Source organism: Streptomyces sp. NPDC054757 (assembly GCF_053612185.1).
In genome coordinates this window covers 1-21,817 of record NZ_JBSHBW010000006.1, presented here as the reverse complement: position 1 = coordinate 21,817, position 21,817 = coordinate 1, and the positions used below count along the sequence as shown (strand labels likewise).

At 71.3% G+C, this 21,817-nt stretch carries 19 protein-coding genes; 10 read left to right on the top strand and 9 right to left on the bottom strand.

Features of this window, described 5'->3' with window-relative positions; genetic code table 11:
• Positions 1-125: 125 nt before the first annotated feature.
• The 4 genes from xylB to ACWGKJ_RS10440 all read right to left on the bottom strand — a co-directional run bounded on the left by xylB (position 126) and on the right by ACWGKJ_RS10440 (position 6,729).
• Positions 126-1,571, bottom strand: coding sequence for a xylulokinase (gene xylB, locus ACWGKJ_RS10455; protein WP_385018385.1), 1,446 nt, complete (start codon positions 1,569-1,571; stop codon positions 126-128).
• Between the two features lie 255 nt (positions 1,572-1,826).
• Positions 1,827-2,174 carry an SH3 domain-containing protein gene (locus tag ACWGKJ_RS10450; RefSeq protein ID WP_385018383.1) on the bottom strand — a complete coding sequence of 116 codons (348 nt, stop codon included), beginning with the start codon at positions 2,172-2,174 and terminating at the stop codon, positions 1,827-1,829.
• Between the two features lie 293 nt (positions 2,175-2,467).
• On the bottom strand, positions 2,468-3,745 hold the full coding sequence (locus tag ACWGKJ_RS10445; protein ID WP_385018381.1) for an SWIM zinc finger family protein: 1,278 nt from the start codon (positions 3,743-3,745) through the stop codon (positions 2,468-2,470).
• Complete coding sequence (locus tag ACWGKJ_RS10440; RefSeq protein WP_385018379.1) at positions 3,742-6,729, bottom strand: DEAD/DEAH box helicase; 2,988 nt, start codon at positions 6,727-6,729, stop codon at positions 3,742-3,744. The genes ACWGKJ_RS10445 and ACWGKJ_RS10440 overlap by 4 nt, the downstream gene beginning before the upstream one ends.
• 187 nt (positions 6,730-6,916) lie before the next feature.
• On the opposite strand from ACWGKJ_RS10440, the gene ACWGKJ_RS10435 reads away from it, so the two are divergent.
• On the top strand, positions 6,917-7,978 hold the full coding sequence (locus ACWGKJ_RS10435) for a fatty acid desaturase family protein (RefSeq protein ID WP_385018377.1): 1,062 nt from the start codon (positions 6,917-6,919) through the stop codon (positions 7,976-7,978).
• Between the two features lie 128 nt (positions 7,979-8,106).
• Positions 8,107-8,289 (top strand): hypothetical protein, encoded by a 183-nt coding sequence (locus ACWGKJ_RS10430; protein WP_266861614.1) that lies wholly within the window; start codon positions 8,107-8,109, stop codon positions 8,287-8,289.
• A 142-nt stretch (positions 8,290-8,431) separates the two neighbouring features.
• Here ACWGKJ_RS10430 and ACWGKJ_RS10425 read toward each other — a convergent pair whose 3' ends face one another.
• Positions 8,432-9,433 carry a hypothetical protein gene (locus ACWGKJ_RS10425; RefSeq protein ID WP_385018375.1) on the bottom strand — a complete coding sequence of 334 codons (1,002 nt, stop codon included), beginning with the start codon at positions 9,431-9,433 and terminating at the stop codon, positions 8,432-8,434.
• Between the two features lie 243 nt (positions 9,434-9,676).
• Between ACWGKJ_RS10425 and ACWGKJ_RS10420 the strand changes: the two genes are divergently transcribed.
• Positions 9,677-10,312, top strand: a complete 636-nt coding sequence (locus tag ACWGKJ_RS10420) for a LysE family translocator (protein ID WP_453315706.1) — start codon at positions 9,677-9,679, stop codon at positions 10,310-10,312.
• A gap of 64 nt (positions 10,313-10,376) precedes the next feature.
• Here the strand turns inward: ACWGKJ_RS10420 and ACWGKJ_RS10415 are convergent, their stop codons facing one another.
• Positions 10,377-10,976, bottom strand: a complete 600-nt coding sequence (locus ACWGKJ_RS10415; protein ID WP_385018371.1) for a class I SAM-dependent methyltransferase — start codon at positions 10,974-10,976, stop codon at positions 10,377-10,379.
• Positions 10,977-11,172: 196 nt separating this feature from the next.
• Between ACWGKJ_RS10415 and ACWGKJ_RS10410 the strand changes: the two genes are divergently transcribed.
• Positions 11,173-11,706 (top strand): DUF4383 domain-containing protein, encoded by a 534-nt coding sequence (locus ACWGKJ_RS10410; RefSeq protein WP_385018369.1) that lies wholly within the window; start codon positions 11,173-11,175, stop codon positions 11,704-11,706.
• Positions 11,707-11,780: 74 nt separating this feature from the next.
• Here the strand turns inward: ACWGKJ_RS10410 and ACWGKJ_RS10405 are convergent, their stop codons facing one another.
• Positions 11,781-12,272 (bottom strand): peroxiredoxin, encoded by a 492-nt coding sequence (locus ACWGKJ_RS10405; RefSeq protein ID WP_385018367.1) that lies wholly within the window; start codon positions 12,270-12,272, stop codon positions 11,781-11,783.
• A gap of 67 nt (positions 12,273-12,339) precedes the next feature.
• Positions 12,340-14,034, bottom strand: coding sequence for a molybdopterin-dependent oxidoreductase (locus tag ACWGKJ_RS10400; RefSeq protein WP_385018365.1), 1,695 nt, complete (start codon positions 14,032-14,034; stop codon positions 12,340-12,342).
• 165 nt (positions 14,035-14,199) lie between these two features.
• Between ACWGKJ_RS10400 and ACWGKJ_RS10395 the strand changes: the two genes are divergently transcribed.
• Positions 14,200-14,574, top strand: coding sequence for a zf-HC2 domain-containing protein (locus ACWGKJ_RS10395; RefSeq protein ID WP_385018363.1), 375 nt, complete (start codon positions 14,200-14,202; stop codon positions 14,572-14,574).
• A 62-nt stretch (positions 14,575-14,636) separates the two neighbouring features.
• Here ACWGKJ_RS10395 and ACWGKJ_RS10390 read toward each other — a convergent pair whose 3' ends face one another.
• Positions 14,637-15,065 carry a PPOX class F420-dependent oxidoreductase gene (locus tag ACWGKJ_RS10390; protein ID WP_385018361.1) on the bottom strand — a complete coding sequence of 143 codons (429 nt, stop codon included), beginning with the start codon at positions 15,063-15,065 and terminating at the stop codon, positions 14,637-14,639.
• Positions 15,066-15,205: 140 nt separating this feature from the next.
• On the opposite strand from ACWGKJ_RS10390, the gene ACWGKJ_RS10385 reads away from it, so the two are divergent.
• The 5 genes from ACWGKJ_RS10385 to asnB all read left to right on the top strand — a co-directional run bounded on the left by ACWGKJ_RS10385 (position 15,206) and on the right by asnB (position 21,704).
• Positions 15,206-15,619 (top strand): roadblock/LC7 domain-containing protein, encoded by a 414-nt coding sequence (locus ACWGKJ_RS10385; protein WP_385018359.1) that lies wholly within the window; start codon positions 15,206-15,208, stop codon positions 15,617-15,619.
• A gap of 132 nt (positions 15,620-15,751) precedes the next feature.
• Positions 15,752-16,699, top strand: coding sequence for a DUF6397 family protein (locus ACWGKJ_RS10380; protein ID WP_385018357.1), 948 nt, complete (start codon positions 15,752-15,754; stop codon positions 16,697-16,699).
• Between the two features lie 51 nt (positions 16,700-16,750).
• Positions 16,751-17,491, top strand: a complete 741-nt coding sequence (locus ACWGKJ_RS10375) for a Clp protease N-terminal domain-containing protein (protein WP_385018355.1) — start codon at positions 16,751-16,753, stop codon at positions 17,489-17,491.
• Between the two features lie 292 nt (positions 17,492-17,783).
• Positions 17,784-19,268, top strand: a complete 1,485-nt coding sequence (locus tag ACWGKJ_RS10370) for a hypothetical protein (protein ID WP_385018353.1) — start codon at positions 17,784-17,786, stop codon at positions 19,266-19,268.
• Between the two features lie 594 nt (positions 19,269-19,862).
• Positions 19,863-21,704: an asparagine synthase (glutamine-hydrolyzing) gene (asnB, locus tag ACWGKJ_RS10365; protein ID WP_385018351.1), complete on the top strand. Its 1,842-nt coding sequence runs from the start codon at positions 19,863-19,865 to the stop codon at positions 21,702-21,704.
• Positions 21,705-21,817 lie beyond the last annotated feature (113 nt).

The window sequence follows — 21,817 nt, the reverse complement described above, 5'->3', positions numbered from 1 at the left end:
CCCTGTGTCCGTCGACCGGCACGAGTCCCGCCCGCCAACCGTACGGGCAGGGACGGGAGGGACGGAAGAGGCCGATGTGCTCGCGGAGCGGGGGGAGTTGCCCGGTGCGGCCGGTGCCGGTTCGGTCAGCCCCGGTGCTCGCCCCCGCGCAGCAGCGGATCCGCGTCCGCGAGGACGGCACCGATCCGGTGCAGAGCCGGTTCGTCCACGGCGAGCGGCTCGTACCGGGGGCCCCGCGTGGTGTCCCAGCGGCGTGCGACCTCGGCCGCGTCCTCGCCGAGCAGCAGCCCAGCGGCCTGCGCCGCCGCGCCGAGTGCCACCAGCTCCTTCGCCTCGGGCACCTGGACCGGCCGCCCCGACAGCCGCCGTACGGTCTCCCGCCAGGCGGTGCCCTGGGCCCCGCCGCCGATCAGCAGCAGCGGAGCGCCGGGGTCGGCCTCCTCGTCCAGGACCCGGTCCAGGGCGGCGAGCAGCGCGTGGACCGCGCCGTCGTAGGCGGCCTGGAGGAGCTGGCCGCCCGTCGTGTCGTGGCGCAGCCCGTACATCAGCCCCGCCGCCTGCGGCAGATGAGGTGTGCGCTCACCGCCGAGAAAGGGCAGGACCACCGGGCCGTCGCCGGGCTCGACGGCCTCCCGGTCCAGCTGGAGCAGTGCGGCGATCCGGTCCACGGCCAGGGTGCAGTTGAGGGTGCAGGCGAGCGGCAGCCAGTCGCCCCGCGCGTCGGCGAAACCGGAGACCGTGCCCGAGGGATCGACGGGCCGCCGCCTCGACACCGCGTACACCGTGCCCGATGTGCCGAGGCTGAGGACGGGCCGGCCGGGACGCAGCCCGAGGCCGAGAGCGGCTGCGGCGTTGTCACCGGTGCCCGGCGCCACCAGGGTTCCGGCGGCGAGCGGCAGGCCGGGCAGTCCGCGTACCGTGCCCGCCGCTTCCGACGGCCCCACCACATCGGGCAGCAGTTCGGGGGAGACCCCGGCGAGCTGCAGGATCTCCTCGTCGTACGCCTGTGTGCTGGTGGCCCACCAGGACGTGCCCGACGCGTCGCCGCGGTCGGTGGTGCCCCGGCCGGTGAGCCGTTCGGTGAGGTAGTCGTGCGGGAGCCGGACCGCGGCGGTGGCGCGGGCGGCGTCCGGCTCGTTCTCCAGCAGCCAGGCCCATTTGGTGACGGTCATGGCGGGGCCCGGCAGGCTTCCGGTGCGCCCGGCCCAGGTGTCCGCGCCCAACTGCCCGATGAGGCGCTCGCTCTGCGGCGCGGAGCGGACGTCGTTCCAGAGCATCGCCGGACGTACCGGCCGTCCCGCCGAGTCCAGCGTCACGAGCCCGTGCTGCTGACCGCCGACCGAGATCGCGGCGGCCCGGCCCGCGGCGGGTCCGCACTGCTGGAGCGCGTCGGTGAGCGCCCCCCACCACTGCTCCGGATCGCTCTCGCGGGCGCCGCCGCTGCCCGTGACGGTGTGCGCGGCCTGCCCGCGCGCGACGACCTCGCCGGTCGCGGCGTCGACGACCAGCACCTTGGTCGACTGGGTGGAGGAGTCCACTCCGATGACCAGGGGGCCTTCAGGTGCTGTCATCGGTCTGCTCCGCTCTGAGTGCCGGGCGCCGGGTCGCTTTCCGGCGGCGCCCTGGATACTAAATTGTTCAGCGCCATGACGAAACAGGCGGGCGGCGGAGCGGTGCTGACGGCGGAGCGGTTGACGGCTGCGGCGCGGCGTCGGCGGCGGGGCCGGAGCGGGACGGCGCCCTCCGCCGTGTCGGAGGGCGCCGTCGTCATCGCCGGGCGAGGGCGACGGGCCCGGATCGGCCCGGTCAGCCCGGATCACCCCGCATCAGCAGTGGTTGGGCACATTGCCCTTGTCGTTGCCCTTGAGGTAGATCGCGCTGACGTACCCGACGCCGCCGCTGTTGAGCTTGAGCCGCACCCAGTTGCGGTTGCTGATCCCCTTGTCGCGGACCAGATCGCCTTCGAGCCAGCAGGCCGCGTTGTAGCTGTAGTTGGCGTTCACGTAGCTCACCACGCGCTCACCTGAGGCCGGCCCGGCGTGGACGCTGCCGTGCGTCCACGCGGTGACCGAGGTGTCGGCCAGTGCGGGCGCCGCGCCCAGCACCGTGGCACCGAGCAGGGCGGCGCTCACACCGCCGATGGCCAGTGCGCGCTTCGTACCGTTGCGGATCATGTCTCTCTCCCGTTCATGAACTGCGGTCCGGATGACGGAATCGCTGGACCCGGTTCAGGGGAGCGCAGCCGCTCTCCGCTCCCCTGAACCGGCCCGGACTACGTTGCCGCAGGTCAGACAGGCCGTTCAATCGCCCGGGAGGGCGGGTGCGCGGACCGGTGTTCCCGGCGCGCAGGGATCATGGCCGTGTGCGCCGGTGACCGGGGGCCGCTCCCTCCCGTCCTTCGGCGGCAAGGGGCGCCCCACTACCCGCTGTTCGGGGGTGACGACCGCTCCGGTACCCGCCGCCGGTGTCACCCGTCCTCGGCCGTGAGGGCCAGCGCCGTCGCCGGGTCCGGATCGGCGGGCCCGGCAGGGACCCAGCCGCCCCGCTCCTCGCGATAGGGCCACCAGCGCCCGTCCGGTGCGTAGCGCAGCTGTGCACCGGCGCCCACCACGGTCCAGCGGTTGTCCTCCCGTTCGAACCGCGGACAGGCCCCCTGTTCCCACGCCCCGTCGAGCTGGGCGCGTGCCCGCGCCAGTCCCTCGGGGTCCGGGGTCCACCGTTCCTCCAGTACGGAGAGCGCGGCCGGGCCGCCGCAGCGCCACGCCCGGACGGCCATGTCCAGCCCGGCGCGGCTCCGGCCCGAGCCTGCGGCGAGACGTTCCACCAGCCGCGCGTCCGGGGCCGCGACGGCCAGCCGTACGGCATCCTGCTGCGGCGTCAACTCCGTTGTCAGCGGGTGGTGTTCATGGCCCGGGGAGAGCGCTTCGGTCAGCAGGACCGCTGCTCTACGGGCCGCGTCGGCTGCGAGGAACTCCAGCGCTCCGGGGTCCAGACCCGGCCCGGGGCCGCTCTCCGTTTCCAGCGAAGGAGGCCGGCCCGGTGCGTCCGGGACCGGCGGCGGCGCGGGCAGCGGCGGCAATGTGGCCAGGGCCGCGAACACCTCGTCGGCCCGCACGCCCCCCGGCTCGTCGTCCTCCCCGCACGCCCCGGCGCTCGCCTGGCCGGCCGCCTGGCCCGCGCTGCGCCTCTGCAACTCGTCAAGGAGCTCCCGCTCACCCCGTCCGCGTATCAGGAGCAGTACGAAGGGATCCTCGTCGAGGAGACGCGCCACCTGATAGCCGAGCGCGGCCGTGTGCGGGCAGTGGTCCCACGCGTCGCAGGAACACTCCGGCTCCAGATCACCGGGCCCCGGCAGCAGTTCCACCCCGGCCGCTGCTGCGTCCTCCACCAGGTGCGGCGGCATCTCACGGTCGAGGAGCGCCGCGATGTGCCCCGCGCTCTCCACCGCCATCCCGAGGAACCGGTCCCACTCCTGGTCGCTCAGCTGCTGCAGCAGCACATCACTGCGGTAGCGCGCCGAGTCCGGGTCCCGTACGACAGCGGTGATCCGCCCCGGCCGCACGGTCATCGCTCCGACGGCGCCCCGGCGGGCGTATCCGCGGCCCTTCTTCAGCTGCCCGCCGTCGAGAGCCGTGTCCTCCAGGGCTTTCAGCCAGGCCCGGCCCCACCAGGTTCCGGCGAAAGCACGGCCCTCACGCGGTGCCAGGGCGGCGAAAGTGCGCTCCGGTGCGTCCGTACCACTCATCGTCCACTCCCTCGCAGCTCCACCAGATCGGCCAGTTCGGCGTCGGTCAGCCCGGTCAGCGCGGCCTCACCGCCGCCGAGCACCGCATCGGCCAGTTCGCGCTTGCGGTCGAGCATGCCGGCGATCCGGTCCTCGATGGTCCCCTCGGCGATCAGCCGGTGGACCTGCACGGGCCGGTTCTGTCCGATGCGGTAGGCACGGTCGGTGGCCTGGGCCTCGACGGCCGGGTTCCACCAGCGGTCGAAGTGCACCACATGCTCGGCCCGGGTCAGGTTGAGCCCGGTGCCCGCGGCCTTCAACGACAGCAGGAACACCGGCACTTCGCCGGCCTGGAAGCGGTCCACCAGGTTCTGGCGCCGGGCGATCGGCGTCCCGCCGTGCAACAGCAGGGTGGGCACCCCACGGGCCGTCAGATGCTGCTCGATGAGCCGCGCCATCCGCACGTACTGGGTGAAGACGAGCACCCCCGCGCCCTCGGCGAGGATCGTGTCGAGCAGTTCGTCCAGCAGCTCGATCTTGCCCGAGCGGCCCTGGACGAGAGGCTGCTCCTCCTTGAGGTACTGGGCGGGGTGGTTGCAGATCTGCTTCAGCGCCGTCAGCAGTTTCACCACGAGACCGCGGCGGGCGAAACCGTCGGCCGCGGAGATCTCCGCGAGGGTCTCCCGTACCACCGCCTCGTACAGACCGGTCTGCTCCCTGGTGAGTGCCACCGCGCGGTCGGTCTCCGTCTTCGGCGGCAGCTCGGGCGCGATTCCCGGATCGGACTTGCGCCGGCGCAGCAGGAACGGCGCGACCAGCCGGGCGAGCCGTTCCGTGGCCGCCGGGTCGTTCCCGCCCTCGACGGCCTGGGCGTAGCGCGTACGGAACGCGCCCAGCCTCCCCAGCAGACCGGGTGTGGTCCAGTCGAGGATCGCCCACAGCTCGGAGAGGTTGTTCTCCACCGGGGTGCCGGTGAGAGCCACCCGGGCCCGGGTGGCGATGGTCCGCAGCTGCCGGGCCGTTGCGGAGTACGGATTCTTCACATGCTGTGCCTCGTCGGCGACGACCAGACCCCACGGGGCACCGGCGAGCCGTTCGGCGTCCAGCCGCATGGTGCCGTAGGTGGTGAGGACGAACTCCCCGTCGGCCAGGTGCTCCAGGCTCCGTGCCGCGCCGTGGAAGCGGCGTACGGGAGTGCCCGGCGCGAACTTCTCGATCTCCCGCTGCCAGTTGCCCATCAGGGAGGCTGGACAGACCACCAGGGTGGGGCCCGCCGATTCCGGGTCGCCCTGCCGGTGCAGATGCAGGGCGATCAGGGTGATGGTCTTGCCGAGCCCCATGTCGTCGGCGAGGCAGCCGCCGAGACCGAGCGAGGTCATCCGGTGCAGCCAGTTCAGTCCGCGCAACTGGTAGTCACGCAGGGCGGCCTGGAGCGCCGCCGGCTGTCCGACGGTCTGCTGTCCGGTGCCCTCCGGGTCGGTGAGGCGGTCGCGCAACCGTGCCAGCGGGCCGGTCGCCGTGACTTCCACCTGCTGCCCGTCCATATCGGCCGAGCCGGCCAATGCGGCCCCCAGCGCCTCGATGGGGGCGACGGCGCGGCTCTTGCTGTCGCGGGCGCGGCGCATCTCCTCCGGGTCGATCAGCACCCAGCGGTCGCGCAGCCGCACGGCCGGCCTGCTCGCCTCGGCGAGCTGGTCGAGTTCGGCGCGGCTCAGCTGCTGATCACCCAGGGTGAAGCGCCAGTCGAAGGCGAACAGGGAGCCGGCGGAGAGCATGGACGGCAGGTCCGTTGCGTGGTTCCCGGCCGCGCGTGCGGTATCGGTAGCGGTCACGCGTGCGCTACCGGTACCGGCATCGGTGGCCGGACCGGGGCTGTCGTCCGCGGCGCCGATAACGGCCCGCGCGGTGAGCGTCCGGGAGAACTCCTTCGGCCAGTGGACCCGTACCCCTCCGGCGGAGAGCGCCCGCGCGGCCTCGCCGAGCAGCTCGGCGACCTCCTCGTCGGCCAGCTCGACCGCGTCGGGCACGGCGGCCGAGAGCAGAGGTGTGAGCGGCGCCCAGGCGCGGGCCGCCCGGCGCAGGGCGAGCAGGGCGTCCATCCGGGCCCGCGGGCCGAAGCCGGGTGCCGATCCCGCCCAGACGGCCGAGGCGTCCGCCGTGCGGGAGGGATCGCCGACGCCGTGCATCTGCAGCACCGCCCGGAAGGCCGGCCCTTCGCCGCTCTCCGCGTCCGCGGTGGACAGCCCGGTCACCTCCACCCGCAGGGAGATCCGGACACCGGCGTCCTGCCCGGCTGCGACATCGGCGGCCCAGGCCTGCTGCTCCGGCAGCTTCATCGGTCCGTCGGCTGTGAAGGCGGGGCTTCCCGCCGCCAGGGACGCGGCGGGCGTCCGCGGCAGACCGTCCGCCACGGCGTCCAGGAAAGCGCGCACCAACGGCTCCGACGCGGGCAGGAGTACGGGGCCGGACGCCGGGTCGGGCACTACCGCGCGTGCGGTGGGCGGCATGGCCGCGGCGAGTTCCCTTACACGGACCAGATCCGCCGCGTCGAGCGGTCCTGCCCGCCAGGTCTCGTAGCCACCGGCGCTGAGCCCCGGCAGCAGCCGCCCGCGGGCGGCGAGCTGCAGCGCGAGCAGCGCGGAAGACCCCCAGAACGCAACGGCCGCGGACGCCTGCGGCCCGGCCCGGCCACGGGTGAGCACGGGCAGGGCCTCCCGTACGGTCAGCACCGTCGCACGCACCGGGTACGGATGCGCTCCGCCATCGGTGACCAGCAGTTCCTCGGTGGGGCCAGGCCCCGTCGGCGGCTCGCTCCCGTCGGGGCACCAGAAGGCGATTCGACCGGTACGCGCCGGGTCGGCAGGCAGGAAGGCCGCGGAGCAGCGGGAGAGCGGGGAGATCTCGGAGAGCGTTGTGGAGAGCGTTGCCGTGGAGAGTCCTTGCACAGCGATAGCGCATTCCTCAAATTTGACTACTGCGGTTCGGGATCGCTGAGAGTACCTCATCGCAGAGGCCGGCGGGGACGTTCCGCGGATGCGGCAGAACCGGTTCCGCACAGGGTGGGGGTAGCACCCCCTCTTCCGCCGGGGGCTGGCCCCCTCACACGGCCGGGTGGTGGCGCCATGGTCCGCGACACCCCTGAACTCTACGTTTTATGAGGTCAGCGCAGGGGCCAACAGACCGGAGACCGACATGTCACAGACCGCCGCACTGCTCGCGGAACCCGAGCAGAGGACGGGCAGCGACTTCGCCCCCCTCCTGAGAGCGGTGAAGGCGCAGGGGCTCCTGGAGCGGCGCACCGGCTGGTATCTCCTCAGCATGAGCACCAACCTGCTGGCCCTCGCCGCGACGGCCGCCGCCGTGATCCTGGCCGGTGACTCCTGGTGGACCCTCCTGCTGGCGCTCCCGCTGGCCGTCCTCTGGTCGCGCACCGCCTTCATCGGCCACGACGCGGGACACGCGCAGATATCCGGCGACCGCAGGGTGAGCCGGGCTGTCGGATTCCTCCACAGCGATCTGCTGCTCGGTATGAGCTACGGCTGGTGGAACGACAAGCACAACCGTCACCACGCCAATCCCAACCATGTCGACAAGGACCCCGATGTAGGTGTCGGTGTCATGGTCTGGACACAGCGGCAGGCGGCTGAGCGCGAGGGCCTCTCCCGCTGGCTCACCCGTAACCAGGCGCGGCTCTTCTTCCCCCTGCTGCTGCTCGAAGGCATCGCCCTGAAGGTCTCCGGATTCCGGACGGTGCTGACCTGGCAGAAGCGGGACGGGCGCCGCAGGCCGGACGGCGAACAGGCCGTCGAGGGCCTGCTGCTCCTGGCGCACATCGCCGGATACGCCGCACTCCTGCTGACAGCCATGTCCCCCGGCAAGGCCGTGGTCTTCGCGCTGGTCCACCACGCCCTGTTCGGGCTGCACCTCGGGATGACCTTCGCCCCGAACCACAAGGGTATGGAGATGCCTGACCCGGACGGCGAGCGCTGGGGGCATCTGCAGCGCCAGGTGCTGACCTCTCGCAACGTACGGGGCGGGCCGCTCACCGACTGGTTCCTCGGTGGGCTCAACTACCAGATCGAGCACCATCTCTTCCCGAGCATGCCCAGGCCCCATCTGCGGCTCGCCCAGTCGCTGGTGAGCGCGCACTGCCGGTCGCTGGGGATGCCGTACGCGCAGACCTCCCTGATCGACTCCTACCGGCAGGCGCTGGCCCATATGCACGAGGTCGGAGAGCCGCTGCGCGCGTCCTAGCGGCGCCGGGCAGGAACCCGGGCCGTAACCGGGCCCAGACCCCGGCCCAAACCCGGGCCGGAACCGCTGGGCACACCCGTGCGTTTTACTGAATAGAGAGAGCGGCATCAGCCGCTGAGGAGGCGTTGATGTCCAAGCCCGCAATGATCGCCGTCGGCGGCGTGGTCGCCGGCATCATCCTGATGATGCTCATCGGATTCCTTCCGGGGCTGCTGGTCCTGGTCGGAGTGCCTGTGGTCGCCTATCTGCTGCTCGACCCCAGCCAGCGCAGGAGGCTGCGCAGGATCACCCGCAAGGAGATAGGCCGCTGATCCACGGCCCCGTCGGATGCGGCCCCGGCGGATGCGGCCCCGGCCGGGGTGCGCAGGGCCATTGGGGCCGTGCACCGCATATCCGCCGGAGCTGTACGGAGTGCTGCCCGGATCCAGCGGGGGGAGCCCGCCGTTGTCCCGGTCAGGCGGGGCGCACCGCCAGCTTCTCCAGGGCCTCAAGGAGCGACGGCAGAGCAGGGCCCCTGCCGATCGGCACCACATCGCCCGGCTGGTCGTCGAGGAGCACGAAGGCCATGTCGTCGGTCCTGGCCACCAGTGACCAGCCGGGGCCGTCCGCGCGCAGCGTGCGGGCACCGCCCGGCGCGAAGGCCGACCTGATGCGCCCGAGGGGTGGCGGTGTGTCCAGATAGGCCCGCAGCTCGTCGATGACGTGGCGGACAGGGCCCGGCTTCCGCTCTCCGGCACCGGAGTCGGCTTCGGCACCGGAGTCGGCTGCGGGGCCCGTGGAATGCGTGCGCTCTCCCGGTTCCGCCGAAGCCCCGGAAGAGCCGGTTTCCTGGCCCCTCGCGGGCTCCTGGCCCCTCGCGGGCTCCTGGCGTTCGCCCTGCTCCTCCCGCTGCCCCAGCCGCTGCTCCTGGGCCCCTGCCGCCTCCGGGGCGGGCGATTCTGCGGGAGCGACGGGGACGAAGATCTCGTCCTCGCCGATCTGGTCCCGCCACTGTGTCCACTGCAGCGCGATCTCGTCGGCGCCGAGTCGGCGCTGCGCCGGGCCCCAGACGTCCGACGAGGGCGGCGAGAGCGGAGCGGGGACGCCCTCGGGCAGATCGAAGGGGTCGTGCGGCGCGGGTACTCCCGGGGCGGCGACAGCGACATCGAGCGGCCATCCCGGGAGCGAGGCGACGATCGAGCGGTCGTCCGGCGACAGGTCGTATTCCATGCCGCAGTCCCAGGACGCGATGGCCACGGCGACCAGCGACACATCGTCGATGACCACGGTCCACCGCGCGCCCGTGCCGTCCTGCCCCAGGACCATCCCGTAACCGTCGGTACGGGTCTCCAGCCCGAGCGAGCGGCAGGCCGAGGGGAAGTCGTCGCCGAGCACGCTCGGGAACTGTGCTGGGGTCAGCAGAACCGCAGTCAGGACATAGAGTGCGTCGTCGCCGGTATCGGCCGTCCCCGTCACTGGAGCCTCCTGTTGATCAGTCGTCGGCGCACCCTAACCAGTCAGTAACGCCACCGTCGAGTGGTGAATCGGAGGAAAGTTCTCCGCTTGTGAAGCCTCGGTGATGCATCGGTGCCGGGCCGCCGGCCGCCGCGTCCGCAGCGCCGCCCCGGGGCCTGTCCGGCGGTCCTGTGCCGATTAGGATGACCGGAGCGGGGTGTGCGGCTCCGTTTCCGTTTCTCCCCGCCAGGACAGGGGCCTGCCGTGACGACCGCCTTCGTCAGCTTCGCTCTCTTCGCCCTGCTGGTCACGGTGGCACCCGGCCCCGACACTCTCCTCGTCCTGCGCAACTGCATGCGGGTCGGCCGCTTCTCGGGGATCGCCACCGCGCTGGGAGCGGCGTCGGGCTCGCTCGCCTGGGCGGTGGCCGCCGCCGTCGGACTGGCGGCGGCACTGCAGCGGTGGGACGCGGCGCTCGTTGGTGTGCGGCTGGCCGGTGCGGCGTATCTCGTCTTCCTGGGTGCGCAGAGCCTGTGGGCCTCGCGCCGCGGCGCCGTGGACCAACTGGAGGGCGTACGGGAGCCGGCCGGTTTCGCCCCCACCCATGGACGGGCCTTCCGGCAGGGGCTGTTGAGCTGTGTGCTCAATCCCAAGGTGGGCATCTTCTTCGTGGCCGTGGTCCCGCAATTCCTCCCCGACGGCCACGCACCCCTCTCGATGACCCTGGTCTTCGGTGTCATCGACGCCGTGATCGCGGCCCTCTGGCTGAGCCTCGTCGCGGCGTTCGCGACTCGCATGCTGTCCTGGCTGCGCCGCCCGCGCGTCAATACCGTCCTGGAACGGGCGGCTGCCGTGGTCCTGGTGGCACTGGGCATCGGTACCGCGGTCGAGGCGGTATAGGGCTGTCCGCGAACGCCCCGCAGGACCCGGCTCCGGGCGCCCTGCCCGGTCCGAACAGAGACTGCTAGCCCTGGCGCACCGCCAGTGCGAGAAAGCGGTCCGGCTCGTCGGTGTACGAGGTCATCCGCCACCCCGAGGCGGCGAGCAGCGCCCGCAGTCGCCTCTCACCGCGCAGGTCGTCCTCGGAGAGCCGGCGCTTCTGCCGGGCCGCCAGTGCCGCCCGGCCGATCGGATGGAACAGCGCAAGCCGGCCGCCCGGTTTGACGGTGCGGGCCAGCTCCCGTGCCCCGTCCTCGGGGTGGGGCAGATGCGCGATCAGCCCCGAGGCGAACACGGCGTCCAGCGATTCCGTGAGCACGGGCAGCCGGGCGGCATCCGTGAGCAGCAGCTGGGCGTCGCGATGCCGCCCCGCTTTTACCGCCGCCTCCAGCATCCCGGGCGTCAGGTCGGCCCCGATGACGACCCCCGCCGCCCCGACCGCCTCGCGCAGCGCGGGCAGCGCCCGCCCGGTACCGCAGCCCGCGTCGAGAACGGCGTCACCGGGGCGCAGCCCCATGTCCGCGACGGCGGCCGCGTAGGCGGGCCCGTCGTCCGGGAACCGGCTGTCCCAGTCGGCGGCGCGGGCGCCGAAGAACTCCTGGACGTGTGTGTGGTCATCGGTCATGGGGAGATGATCCCCCGGCCAGGACCCGGGACGGCTGAGCGCCGGGTATGCGGCCGCTCCCGTCCGGCCGCTCCCATCTCCATGTCGCACCGCATCGAATACCATGAAAAGCAGCAAAAGGGGCATACCGGCCCGTCGGTCCCTCCTGAGCGGCCGACCGGGGTGGGGTGCCGCCGGCAACGGAGGAGGATCAGAGATGGCTACGAGCCATACCGCGCACGCTCCCCGAAACCGTTTCGTCCTGGACGAGCATCTGCCGGTCGACCACAAGCTGAGCCGGGTCTACCGCTTCGGGGCCGGTCTCATGGGGCTCGCCCTGCTGGTCTTCGGCATACTCGGGATGATCGACAAGATCGGGTTCTTCAGCACCGGCGGGGACATGGTCGCCGGACTGAACACCAACGGAGCGCTGAGCGTCCTGTCGATCGTGATCGGCCTGATCCTGCTCGCGGGCTCTGTCATCGGCGGAAACATCTCGTCGATGCTCAACATGGTCATCGGCGTCCTCTTCATCATCAGCGGGTTCGTCAACCTGGCACTGATCGGCACCAGCGCCAACTTCCTGGCGTTCCACATGCAGAACGTCCTGTTCAGCTTTGTGGTCGGACTCCTGCTGATGACCTTCGGGATGTACGGCCGGGTGTCCGGCGGCCTCCCGCACGACAATCCGTACTGGCGCGCCCGGCACGAGAGGCACGAGCGGCGCGAACGGCAGGCTGCCACTCGCTGACGCGCCTGCCCGTGGCCGTACCGGGTCAGCCACCGGTTACGTCGGGGCCCCGGTCTGCCCGTCGCTGTTCCGGGTCAGCTCCCGGCCGCACCGAGACCGGCGAGCTGCCGGGCCAGCGTCTCCGTCGACTGGAACGTGGCACCCAGCAGCGCCACATGCTTCCAGTGGAGCGTGCCGTCCGGGGCGACGAGGAACACGGCACGGCGCAGGCCGATGCCCGGAGCCGCGATGCCGAGGGCCCGCGCCACGGACCGGTCGGTGTCGGCGAGCAGCGGCATCCGGAGACCGTACTTCCGGGCGAACTCCTCATGGCTGTCCACGCTCTGCGGGCTGATGGCCCAGACCTCGGCGCCGCAGTCCGTGAAGGTTTCGAGGCCGCTGGAGTACGCGCACAGCTGCTTGGTGCAGACGCTGGTGTCGTCGCCGGGGTAGAACGCCAGGACCAGCGGATGCCCGCGCTGCTCGCTCAGTACGAAGTCCCGCCGCTCGAAGACGTCGTCCCTGAGGACACCGCCGGGGAGGGTGAAATCCGCAATGGCCTGGCCGGGCGCGGGTGTTGATGCCATCAGTCGCTCCAGAGAGGTTCGGGTACCGCCGAGTATGCCGATCCGGCCGGTGCCGGGGCCACGGGGGTCACTCCGCGGTGACCACGACCGAGTGCCAGCCGCTCGCGCCGTTCGGAATCGTGTTGGTGCGTTTGGACGTCTGCGTTTCTCCGGTGCGGTCGGTCGCCCGCACGGTCAGGGTGTGGCTGCCCGACGACGTGGGCTTCCAGGGGAAGGACCACTGGCGCCAGGTGTCGGTCGTGTCCTGCGACGCGAGGTGGGCCTGGCTCCACGGACCGTCGTCGACACGGACGTCGACGCGCTCGATCCCGCGGTGCTGGGCCCAGGCGACCCCGGCGATCATCACGGTCTCGCCGGTCTTGGGGCGGGCGAACGGCTTGGGCGTGTCGATGCGCGACTCGGTCTTGATGGGCGCGCGTTTCGACCAGTCCCGCTTCACCCAGTACGGATCGTAGTCGTCGAACGTCGTGAGTTCGATGTCCTTGATCCACTTGCAGGCCGAGACGTATCCGTACAGGCCCGGGACGAGCATCCGTACCGGGAATCCGTGCTCGAACGGCAGTGGTTGGCCGTTCATGCCCACCACGAGCATCGCGTCGCGGCCGTCCATGACGTCCTCGACGGGACTCCCGATCGTCATCCCGTCCACCGAGCGCGCCACCAGCTGATCGGCCGGGCCGCCCTTGGACGGCGGCCTCACCCCCGCTTCCTTGAGCAGATCTGTGAGGCGTACCCCGATCCAGCGGGCGGTGCCGACGTACGCCCCGCCCACCTCGTTGGACACGCAGGTCAGAGTGATGGTGCGCTCGATCAGGTCCCGGTGCAGCAGGTTCATGAAGTCGACCGTGAGGGGCCGGGTGACGCCCTTGCCGTGGATGCGCAGCTTCCAGCTGCCGGCATCGACCTTGGGGACGACCAGGGCGGTGTCCACCCGGTAGAAGTCGTCGTTGGGCGTGATGAAGGGGCTGATTCCCGGGACCCGCAGCTGGGCGCCCTTGGGCACGGGAGCGGCGGGGGAGGCGGGGCGGGGGAGCGTGACCGCGTTCCGGGATGCCACCGCGTCGCCGCCGCTGGCGTTGTTGAGCGACCTGCCCAGCACTCCGGCCCCGGTGGACACCGCGGCGGCCGCGGTGGCGGCGATGACGAAACCACGGCGGTCCCAGCCCCGCTCCTCCTCGTGCCCCGCCTTCTCCGGAGCGTCGCGGTCCTCGTCCGGGGTGTCCCGGTCCCCTTCCGGAGCGTCGCGGTCGCCCTGGCCGGAGGCGGCCGGAGCCGGATCGGCTGTGGCGGCCGGGCCCGGATCCGCTGCGCCCTGGGTGAGCCGGCCGGCCAGCCAGTACAGCAGGCCCGCCGCCACGACCGCGCCGACCACCGATGGCAGCGCGTCCGAGAAACCGGTCGAGTCGGGCCGGCTCGTCGCCGCCACGCTGCCGATGACACCGAAGACCAGCACACCTGCGGCGCCGACCGGGCGGTGGCGTAGCGCCAGTATCCCGAGCGCGGCGGCCAGAAGGATGAGGACCGCGAGGATGCCGAGCTGCAGAACCAGTTTGTCGTTGGTGCCGAAGTGCCGGATCGCCCAGTCCTTGAGCGCCGGAGGAGTGCGGTCGATGGCGGCGGAGCCCACTGCCACGACCGGCCCCGACTCGGGACGGACGGCGGCCGATACCAGTTCGGCCACGGCGAGCGCCGCATAGCCCGAGAGCAGACCGCACAGCGCTGCCAGTGGGACGCGGATCCATGTGCTGGGAGATTTCGTCACGGTGTCTTCTTCGGCACCGACCGTCCGGCGGATTGGTTGTGCCCCTCTGCCAACCGGCCCGGGGCCACCCTGTGGCGTCCGCGACCAATCCCCGGCTCTCCCACCACCGAACACGAGGTGAAACGGATACCGGTACTTCGGCCGGTCGGACGTCCGGGAGGTGTGGTGGCGGTCGATGACGCGCATACGGCGATCGGTGCATATGCGCTGCACGCGCTCGCCGATGACGAGCGGGCGAGGTTCCGGGCGCACTGCGCCGAGTGCCCGCCGTGCTCACAGGAGGCGGACGAGCTGTCCGCCACGGCGGCGAGGCTCGGGATCGCGCTGCGGACGGGGGTTCCCGCCGGGCTGAAGGAACGGCTTCTCAACGATATCCAGGGCGTACGGCAGGATCCGCCCGGACGGTTCAGGGCCGGTCCCGGGTGGTGTCGCGGGCTCGGACGGTTCATGGGCGGCCCCTCGCGGCGCCGCGCGCCCGGACACTGCCCGGCACGTTCCGCGTGGTGGCGCGCGCTGGTCCGCAGGGCAGGCGTGTACTGAACCACGGCCGTTTTCGGTACGCCGGGGCCGAGGGCGCCGGATGCCCTGGTGCGCGAGGGGGCCTATTCCGCCATGTCGGCCAGGGCGACAACCTTCTCGATCCGCACCCGGACGAGGAGTTCGCCTGCCACGCCGTTGCGTTCGGCGAACTCCGCCGCGCGGTCCTCGCCCATGTACCGGGCTCCGATCCTGCCCGCCCAGTGCCCCACATCGGCCAGATCCTCGCTCAGTGTCGCGCGGCCCTGGAGAACGACGAAGGAGAACGGCGGGCGGTCGTCGTCCACGCACAGGGCAACGCGTCCGTCGCGGGCCAGATTTCGCCCTTTGACGGTGTCCTTGCCCGTGTTGAACACCAGGTCCTGGCCGTCCAGGACGAACCAGATCGGGGCGATGTGCGGGCTCCCGTCGGCGCGAACGGTCGAGAGCTTGCCGGTGCGGGTGGAGTGCGAGACAAAGGCCCGCCACTGGTCTTCGGTCATCTGCTGTGCCATGACCACATCATCGGTCGTGTACGGCCGGGTCGCGAACCGAAATCGCCCCGAACGCGTCTCCTTGCCCGAAGCGCGGCTGTGGTGAAGGCTGGCGGGAGTTCGGGGGACCGGGGAACGGAATCAACGGGGAGGGCCGGGACATGGCACTGAGCAAGGGACTCGACTGGCTGCTGGACGACCTGACGAGCCGGGTCGAGCACGTCAGATATGCGCTGGTGCTGTCCAACGACGGCCTGGTCACCGGGGTGAGCAAAGAACTGGCGCGGGAGGACGCGGAGCATCTGGCCGCCGTCGCATCCGGTCTGCACAGTCTCGCCAAGGGCTCGGGGCGGCACTTCCGCGCGGGCGGCGTCCGCCAGACGATGGTCGAGTTCGACGAGGGGATCCTCTTCGTCACCGCGGCGGGGGAGGGCAGCTGCCTCGCGGTCCTGAGTACGGCCGAGGCCGACATCGGGCAGATCGCGTACGAGATGACCCTGCTCGTCAACCGGGTCGGCGAGCATCTCGCCGTCGCCGCCAGACAGCCCGACGACGCTTCGTCCGCGACCTGGTAATTCCTGGTAATGCCGCGCTGACCTGCGCTTTCCGCTCTGGCCTCGGGAGTTTTCCACAGGCCGGCCGGGCGTGGGGCTCCCCCGGCTACTCTGATCACAGAGAGTATTCGTTCGTTTACGGGGGAGTGCGTCATGGCTGTAACCGAAGCGGGCCGCGGCAAGGTGAACGCGGCGGCAGGGGGCGCGGGGAAGGGGCTGGCCTTCGGTAGGGCCGCTGAAGAACTGGGCCTGGAGCGGGACCGGTTCGAGCTTGCGGTCCAGCTCGGCCATATCAGGGTCACGACGGACACGGGTGGCGCGCGGCGCCGGGTCGCCATGGAGGAGATCGACCGGCTCAGGGCCATGGACGGGTTCCCGGACGCACTGCGGGAGCGGGTGCGAACGGTCGGGACCGCCGAGGCGGCCGGGCTCATCGGTGTCAGCCGGGCCAGGTTCACCCGGCTGGCCCGTGCGGGCTGCTTCACGCCAATTTCGTTCCGGCTGAACCGCTACCGGGCCGTGGTCTGGATGTATCTCGCCGCCGAGGTCGAGGAGTTCGCGGTGAACCAGCCCGCGCTGCTCACCGGCCGGGCTCCGGAAGCGCTGCGCGGCAGGGTGGAGGCCGGGGAGGGCTGGCGTGCGCGGAACTGGCGGGGCCGAAGGCAGGCGCTGTTGCTACGGCGCGCGGAGGGTGCCTGGGCCCGCGCGGCCGTGCTGGCCGGTGCGCTCGATCCGGTGCAGCTCGCGGAGGTGGTGGACGATCCGTACGAGCGCGCGTATCTGAGCAGGCTCCGGCCGGATCCGGTGGTGGTGCGCCCGGACTCCCCGGCGGCTCGGGAGGTGGTCGAGCGGCTGCTGGCGCCGGACGATCCGGACGAGATCCTCTGGTGCAGGACGAGTCTGATCCTGGCACTGGAGGAGGCCCGCGCGGCCCTGGGCGCCCCCCGGCCGGGTGAGGAGGCCGACCGGTCCGGCGCTTCCGTCACGGTGTCGCGGCGGCAAGGGGGCGGCCGGGCGGGGCCGTTGCCGGCGAAGTGGCGCCGTCCGGAGTCCCTGAGGGGTCCGGTGAGCCGGTCGGTCACCTCCATGGACCCGCCCTGAGCTGACAACCAAAGGTTGACACCCTCGACGCTGTCAACCTAGGGTTGTCGCATGGTGAATCCGCAGCCCATGACGAATCCGGTCCGGCTCGACGACCTGATCGAGGCCATCAAGGCAGTCCACTCCGACACTCTGGAACAGCTCAGCGACGCGGTCATCGCCGCCGACCACCTGGGGGAGGTGGCCGACCATCTGATCGGTCACTTCGTCGACCAGGCGCGGCGATCGGGTGCCTCCTGGACCGACATCGGCAAGAGCATGGGGGTGACCCGGCAGGCCGCACAGAAGCGCTTCGTCCCCAAGGGGGCAGGTGAAGCCCTGACCCTCGACCCCAGCCAGGGATTCGACCGCTTCACGCCGCGCGCGAAGAGCGTCGTGACGGGGGCTCAGGACGAAGCCCGCGCGGCGGGGAACGCCGAAATCGGAGTCGGTCATCTGACGCTCGGGCTCCTGACCGAGCCCGAAGCGCTTGCCGCGCAAGCGCTCAATTCGCAGGGGGTGCCACTGAATACCGTGCGCGAAGCCGTCTCCGCCGCGCTGCCGCCCGCAGCGGAGACGGTGCCCGAGCTGATCCCGTACGACGCCGCTGTGCGCAAGGTACTGGAACTGACCTTCCGGGAGGCTCTGCGGCTCGGCCATAACTACATCGGAACCGAGCACATCCTGCTCGCCCTGCTTGAGTTCGAGGACGGCGCGGGAGTGCTCTCCGGGCTCGGCGTCAGCAAGGAGGTCAGTGAAACGTATGTCACGCGCGCACTGGCCGAGATCATCGCCGGTATGGAAAAGAAGTGACCCGGGCGGGCTCGGGCGTGCTGCCTGGCTTTCGGTGCGGTTCCTGACCGGTTCCTGACCGGGTCCTCGGCCGTGGCCGGCTGAGGCGGTGGCGCACGGCGGAGGCCGCCGGGGCGGATGACGGTGTCACCCGCTGTAGGTTCGGTGGGTCCGCTCCCGTCGTGCGGGAGCGGGCGCGCTGAAGTCCGGTCGGCCGAGGGGGCCGTGGCCCTGACTGGTGTACCGAAGCCACCGGCTGCGGTACTGATCACACCTTCTACCGGATACGGTTCTGGTGTTCAAAGGGGACGACATGACACCGGGGACCGCCCTGCTGCTCGCGGCCGCACCGGAGGGCAGGGGCCGTCTGACCGACGCGACCTCCGTGCTGGCGTCGCTCGCGGCGGTGCCCCCGAGCGCGCTGACCGGGACCCCCCTCGCGACCGTCGTCGAACTCGCGGACCCCATGGATCCGCAGACGGTCCTGACCCGGCTGCGTTCCGTCGCTGCCGCCCCCGGTCCGCTCCATCTGTACATCGCGGGCCAGCTGCAACTCGACCGTAAACAGCGGCTGGTGCACCTCGCGCTGGCCCGCACCACGGCGGCCACCGTGCGTTACAGCGGGCTGCCCTGGCACTGGCTCGCGACGGAACTCGCCGTCCGGCCGCCCGGTACGGCGACCGTGGTCGTCGACCTGGTGGCGGACACGGAAGCCTGGGGACAGCTCACGCGCGAGGGCTTCGGCCTCGGGCCCGGCGTACGGTTGTACGGGCGAGTCGCGCCGCCCCCCGGACGCCGCACGGTGCCCGGACCCACCTATCTGAAGGCCATAGCCGAGATCTGGCGTACCGGAGCGAGGCCGCCGATGCACCAGCTCCACGAACTGGCGGTGAGCCGGGGCGGATCCGATGGCGCGCTGCTGTTCAGTGCTGGCGAAGGCCACCCGGCAGCCGCAGACCCCGGCCTCGTACCGCAGCACGAACGGGCCGCTGTGCCAACACAGTTCAGCAGGGACACTGCATCGGCTCCGGAGCGGTCCGGCCCGGGCACCGCCCCGTCTCCACAGCAGTCCAGTCTGGACGCTGCCTCCGCTCCGCGGCAGTTCGGCCGCGAGATCGCTTCGGCCCCGGGCCCGGCGGGCCAGAACACCGCCCCGGCCCCGCGACATTTCAGCCGGGAGACTGCTTCGGCCCCGAACCCGGTCGGCCCGAATGCAAACCCGGACCCGGCCGGCCCGGCCTCAGCCCCGGACCGGCCTCACCGCACGGCCGCCCCCGCCGGGGCGGCCGCTTCGGCGCCCGTCCGTGTCCCCTCCGCGGTCGCGGTCCAGGTCTCCACGCCGCCGGACCCCGCCCCCGATCCGCATCCCGCGATACTCTCGGCGGCGCGGGCCGGGCGTCATACCGAAGCGGCTGCCGCGGCTGCCGCCTGGGAGAGTGAGGCGTTGCGTGCGTACGGGCCGGGTTCGGCTCAGGCACTGCACTGGCTGGAGGTCCGGGCCGACCTCGCCCACCTGGCCGGGGATGCCGGACGCAGCTGCGAACTATGGCTGATGGCCGCCGGCGCGCGTCTGCAGAGCGGCCAGGCCGAGGACGACGCAGAGGTCGAGGCCGCCGTGGACCGGGCGCACCACGAGTGGGGGCTGATATCGGATTCCGCCCGGATCCGCACGCTCGCCCCGGACCTGGCCGGGCTGCGCCGCCGGGTGCCCGGACGCCAGCGCGGTGCGCTCCAGTTGCTGCAACAGCGCCTGGAACAGCTGGAGATCCGCGTCCCCGGCGCGGCGCGTCAGGCGTAGAGAACTGTCATCGGGCGGCACGCGATCAGATCAGGGGAGCGCCGGTAGCAGCCCCTGGAGCCGGCAGTTGCCCTGAAGTGAGCAGTGGCCCGGAAGTGAGCAGCAGCCCAGGAGTCAGCAGCAGTGCCGAGAATCAGCGGCAATGCGCCATGCGCTGCGCACTGTTGCCGTCGTTCCAAGAACAAGCCCGGCACTGCGGGCATACCCGTCTCCCGCTGCGAGAGGGCGCGCCGACCGGATCGTCGGGGCGCACGGACCGGTGCTGAAACGAGACGGTCGCCGGGATTGAGGAAGTCTTTGCCTGTGGCTTGATCTCATCGTTCCGCTGGTCGGGAGTGCGGCCACGAGGTGCGCAGGACAGGGGTTCCTCCGGCAGGGCTCGCAGCGACCGGAAGCCCTGGACGGCTGAAATGGCTGGGTCGGGGAGGGCCGCAATGTTAACCGTGCGTTGACTGCATGCAGTCGTGTGACTCACGCTCGTCACATAGGTGCTGATTACAACTGATCCGGTTCCGCAGCCCGTTCGCCCCGTATTTCCGCTGATCAACGCGGGGGCGGGAGGCTCCGGACGTGATCGGAAGCAGGAGGAATCACATGTGTGGAATCACCGGCTGGGTCTCCTTCGACCGTGATCTGCGAGCCGAGTCCGAAACATTGGATGCAATGACCGAGACGATGGCCTGCCGTGGCCCGGACGACCGCGGCACCTGGATCAACGGTTCTGCGGGTCTCGGGCACCGCCGCCTCGCCATCATCGACCTGCCCGGCGGCCGCCAGCCGATGACCGTGGAAACCGACCAGGGCGACGTGGCCATCGTCTACTCGGGCGAGGCGTACAACTTCACCGAGTTGCGCCGTGAACTGACCGGCCGCGGGCACCGGTTCGTCACCGAGTCCGACACCGAGGTCGTGCTGCACGGTTATCTGGAGTGGGGCGAAGGGGTGGCCGAACGCCTCAACGGCATGTACGCCTTCGCTGTCTGGGACAGTCGCCACCAGAAGCTCGTGATGATCCGTGACCGGATGGGCATCAAGCCCTTCTACTACTACCCCACCCCGGACGGCGTGCTGTTCGGGTCCGAGCCCAAGGCGATCCTCGCCAATCCGCTGGCCCGGCCCAAGGTCTCTCTCAGCGGGATGCGCGAACTCTTCGCCATGGTCAAGACCCCCGGCCACGGTTTCTGGGACGGGATGCACGAGGTCGAGCCCGGTACGGTCGTGACCGTCGACCACGGCGGGCTGCGCCGGCATGTCTACTGGTCCCTGGAGACCCGGCCGCACACCGACGACCAGGACACCTCCATCGCCCATGTGCGGACGCTCCTCGACGACATCGTCCGCAGGCAGCTCGTCTCCGACGTGCCCCGCTGCACGCTCCTCTCCGGGGGACTCGACTCCTCCGCGATGACCGCGATAGCCGCCCGCCAGCTCGCCGAGACCGACGAGACGGTCCGAAGCTTCGCCGTCGACTTCGTAGGCCAGGCCGAGAACTTCGTCGCCGACGAACTGCGAGGCACGCCCGACACCCCGTTCGTCCACGACGTCGCCAAGGCATCCGGCACGGACCACCGGGACATCGTGCTCGACTCGCACGCGCTGGCCGACCCCGATGTGCGCGCCCGTATGATCACCGCACGCGACATGCCCATGGGCTTCGGCGACATGGACGCCTCGCTGTACCTCCTCTTCAAGGCCATCCGCGAGCAGTCGACGGTGGCGCTCTCGGGGGAGTCGGCCGACGAGGTCTTCGGCGGATACCTGCAGTTCTTCGACGAGGGCGCCAGGAACGCCGACATGTTCCCCTGGCTGGTGCGCTTCTCCGAGCACTTCGGGGACGATTCCGACGTACTGCGCCCGGACCTGAGCGCCAAGCTGGACCTGCCCGGCTACATCCGGGACAGCTATGCGGGAGCCGTCTCCGGCATCCAACGGCTCTCCGTTGAGAGCGACTTCGAGTACCGGATGCGCAAGATCTGCTATCTGCACCTCACCCGGTTCGTGCGCGTACTGCTCGACCGGAAGGACCGGGCCAGCATGGCGGTCGGTCTGGAAGTGCGGGTGCCGTTCTGCGATCACCGACTGGTCGAGTACGTGTACAACACCCCCTGGTCCCTGAAGTCCTTCGACGGCAGGGAGAAGAGCCTGCTGCGGGAAGCCACGGCGGATGTGCTGCCGAAGTCGGTCTACGACCGGGTGAAGAGCCCGTACCCCTCCACCCAGGACCCCAAGTACGCCCTCGCTCTCCAGGAACACGCGAAGGATCTCCTGACCAGGCCGTCCCACCCGGTCTTCGACCTGGTCGACACGGACCGGGTGCGCCGTGCGGCACAGCGGGACGTCCCGCAGATCACCCAGGCCTCCCGCCGTGGCCTGGAGCGCACCCTCGACCTCGCGCTCTGGATCGACCTCTACAAGCCGGAGCTGACATTCTCCTGACCGTTCCCGGACCTTCCCTGAGTCGCTTCCGAACGATCCCTGAGCGGTCTCTGTGCGGGTTCTGGCCGGTTTCTGACCGGTTTCTGAGCTGTCCGGGCGGGCGGCCGCAGCGC

Coding starts and splice junctions, on each gene's coding strand:
- xylB (WP_385018385.1), bottom strand. CDS start 1,571: ATGACAGCACCTGAAGGCCCCCTGGTCATCGGAGTGGACTCCTCCACC.
- ACWGKJ_RS10450 (WP_385018383.1), bottom strand. CDS start 2,174: ATGATCCGCAACGGTACGAAGCGCGCACTGGCCATCGGCGGTGTGAGC.
- ACWGKJ_RS10445 (WP_385018381.1), bottom strand. CDS start 3,745: ATGAGTGGTACGGACGCACCGGAGCGCACTTTCGCCGCCCTGGCACCG.
- ACWGKJ_RS10440 (WP_385018379.1), bottom strand. CDS start 6,729: ATGAGGTACTCTCAGCGATCCCGAACCGCAGTAGTCAAATTTGAGGAA.
- ACWGKJ_RS10435 (WP_385018377.1), top strand. CDS start 6,917: ATGTCACAGACCGCCGCACTGCTCGCGGAACCCGAGCAGAGGACGGGC.
- ACWGKJ_RS10430 (WP_266861614.1), top strand. CDS start 8,107: ATGTCCAAGCCCGCAATGATCGCCGTCGGCGGCGTGGTCGCCGGCATC.
- ACWGKJ_RS10415 (WP_385018371.1), bottom strand. CDS start 10,976: ATGACCGATGACCACACACACGTCCAGGAGTTCTTCGGCGCCCGCGCC.
- ACWGKJ_RS10410 (WP_385018369.1), top strand. CDS start 11,173: ATGGCTACGAGCCATACCGCGCACGCTCCCCGAAACCGTTTCGTCCTG.
- ACWGKJ_RS10405 (WP_385018367.1), bottom strand. CDS start 12,272: ATGGCATCAACACCCGCGCCCGGCCAGGCCATTGCGGATTTCACCCTC.
- ACWGKJ_RS10390 (WP_385018361.1), bottom strand. CDS start 15,065: ATGGCACAGCAGATGACCGAAGACCAGTGGCGGGCCTTTGTCTCGCAC.
- ACWGKJ_RS10385 (WP_385018359.1), top strand. CDS start 15,206: ATGGCACTGAGCAAGGGACTCGACTGGCTGCTGGACGACCTGACGAGC.
- ACWGKJ_RS10380 (WP_385018357.1), top strand. CDS start 15,752: ATGGCTGTAACCGAAGCGGGCCGCGGCAAGGTGAACGCGGCGGCAGGG.
- ACWGKJ_RS10375 (WP_385018355.1), top strand. CDS start 16,751: ATGGTGAATCCGCAGCCCATGACGAATCCGGTCCGGCTCGACGACCTG.
- ACWGKJ_RS10370 (WP_385018353.1), top strand. CDS start 17,784: ATGACACCGGGGACCGCCCTGCTGCTCGCGGCCGCACCGGAGGGCAGG.
- asnB (WP_385018351.1), top strand. CDS start 19,863: ATGTGTGGAATCACCGGCTGGGTCTCCTTCGACCGTGATCTGCGAGCC.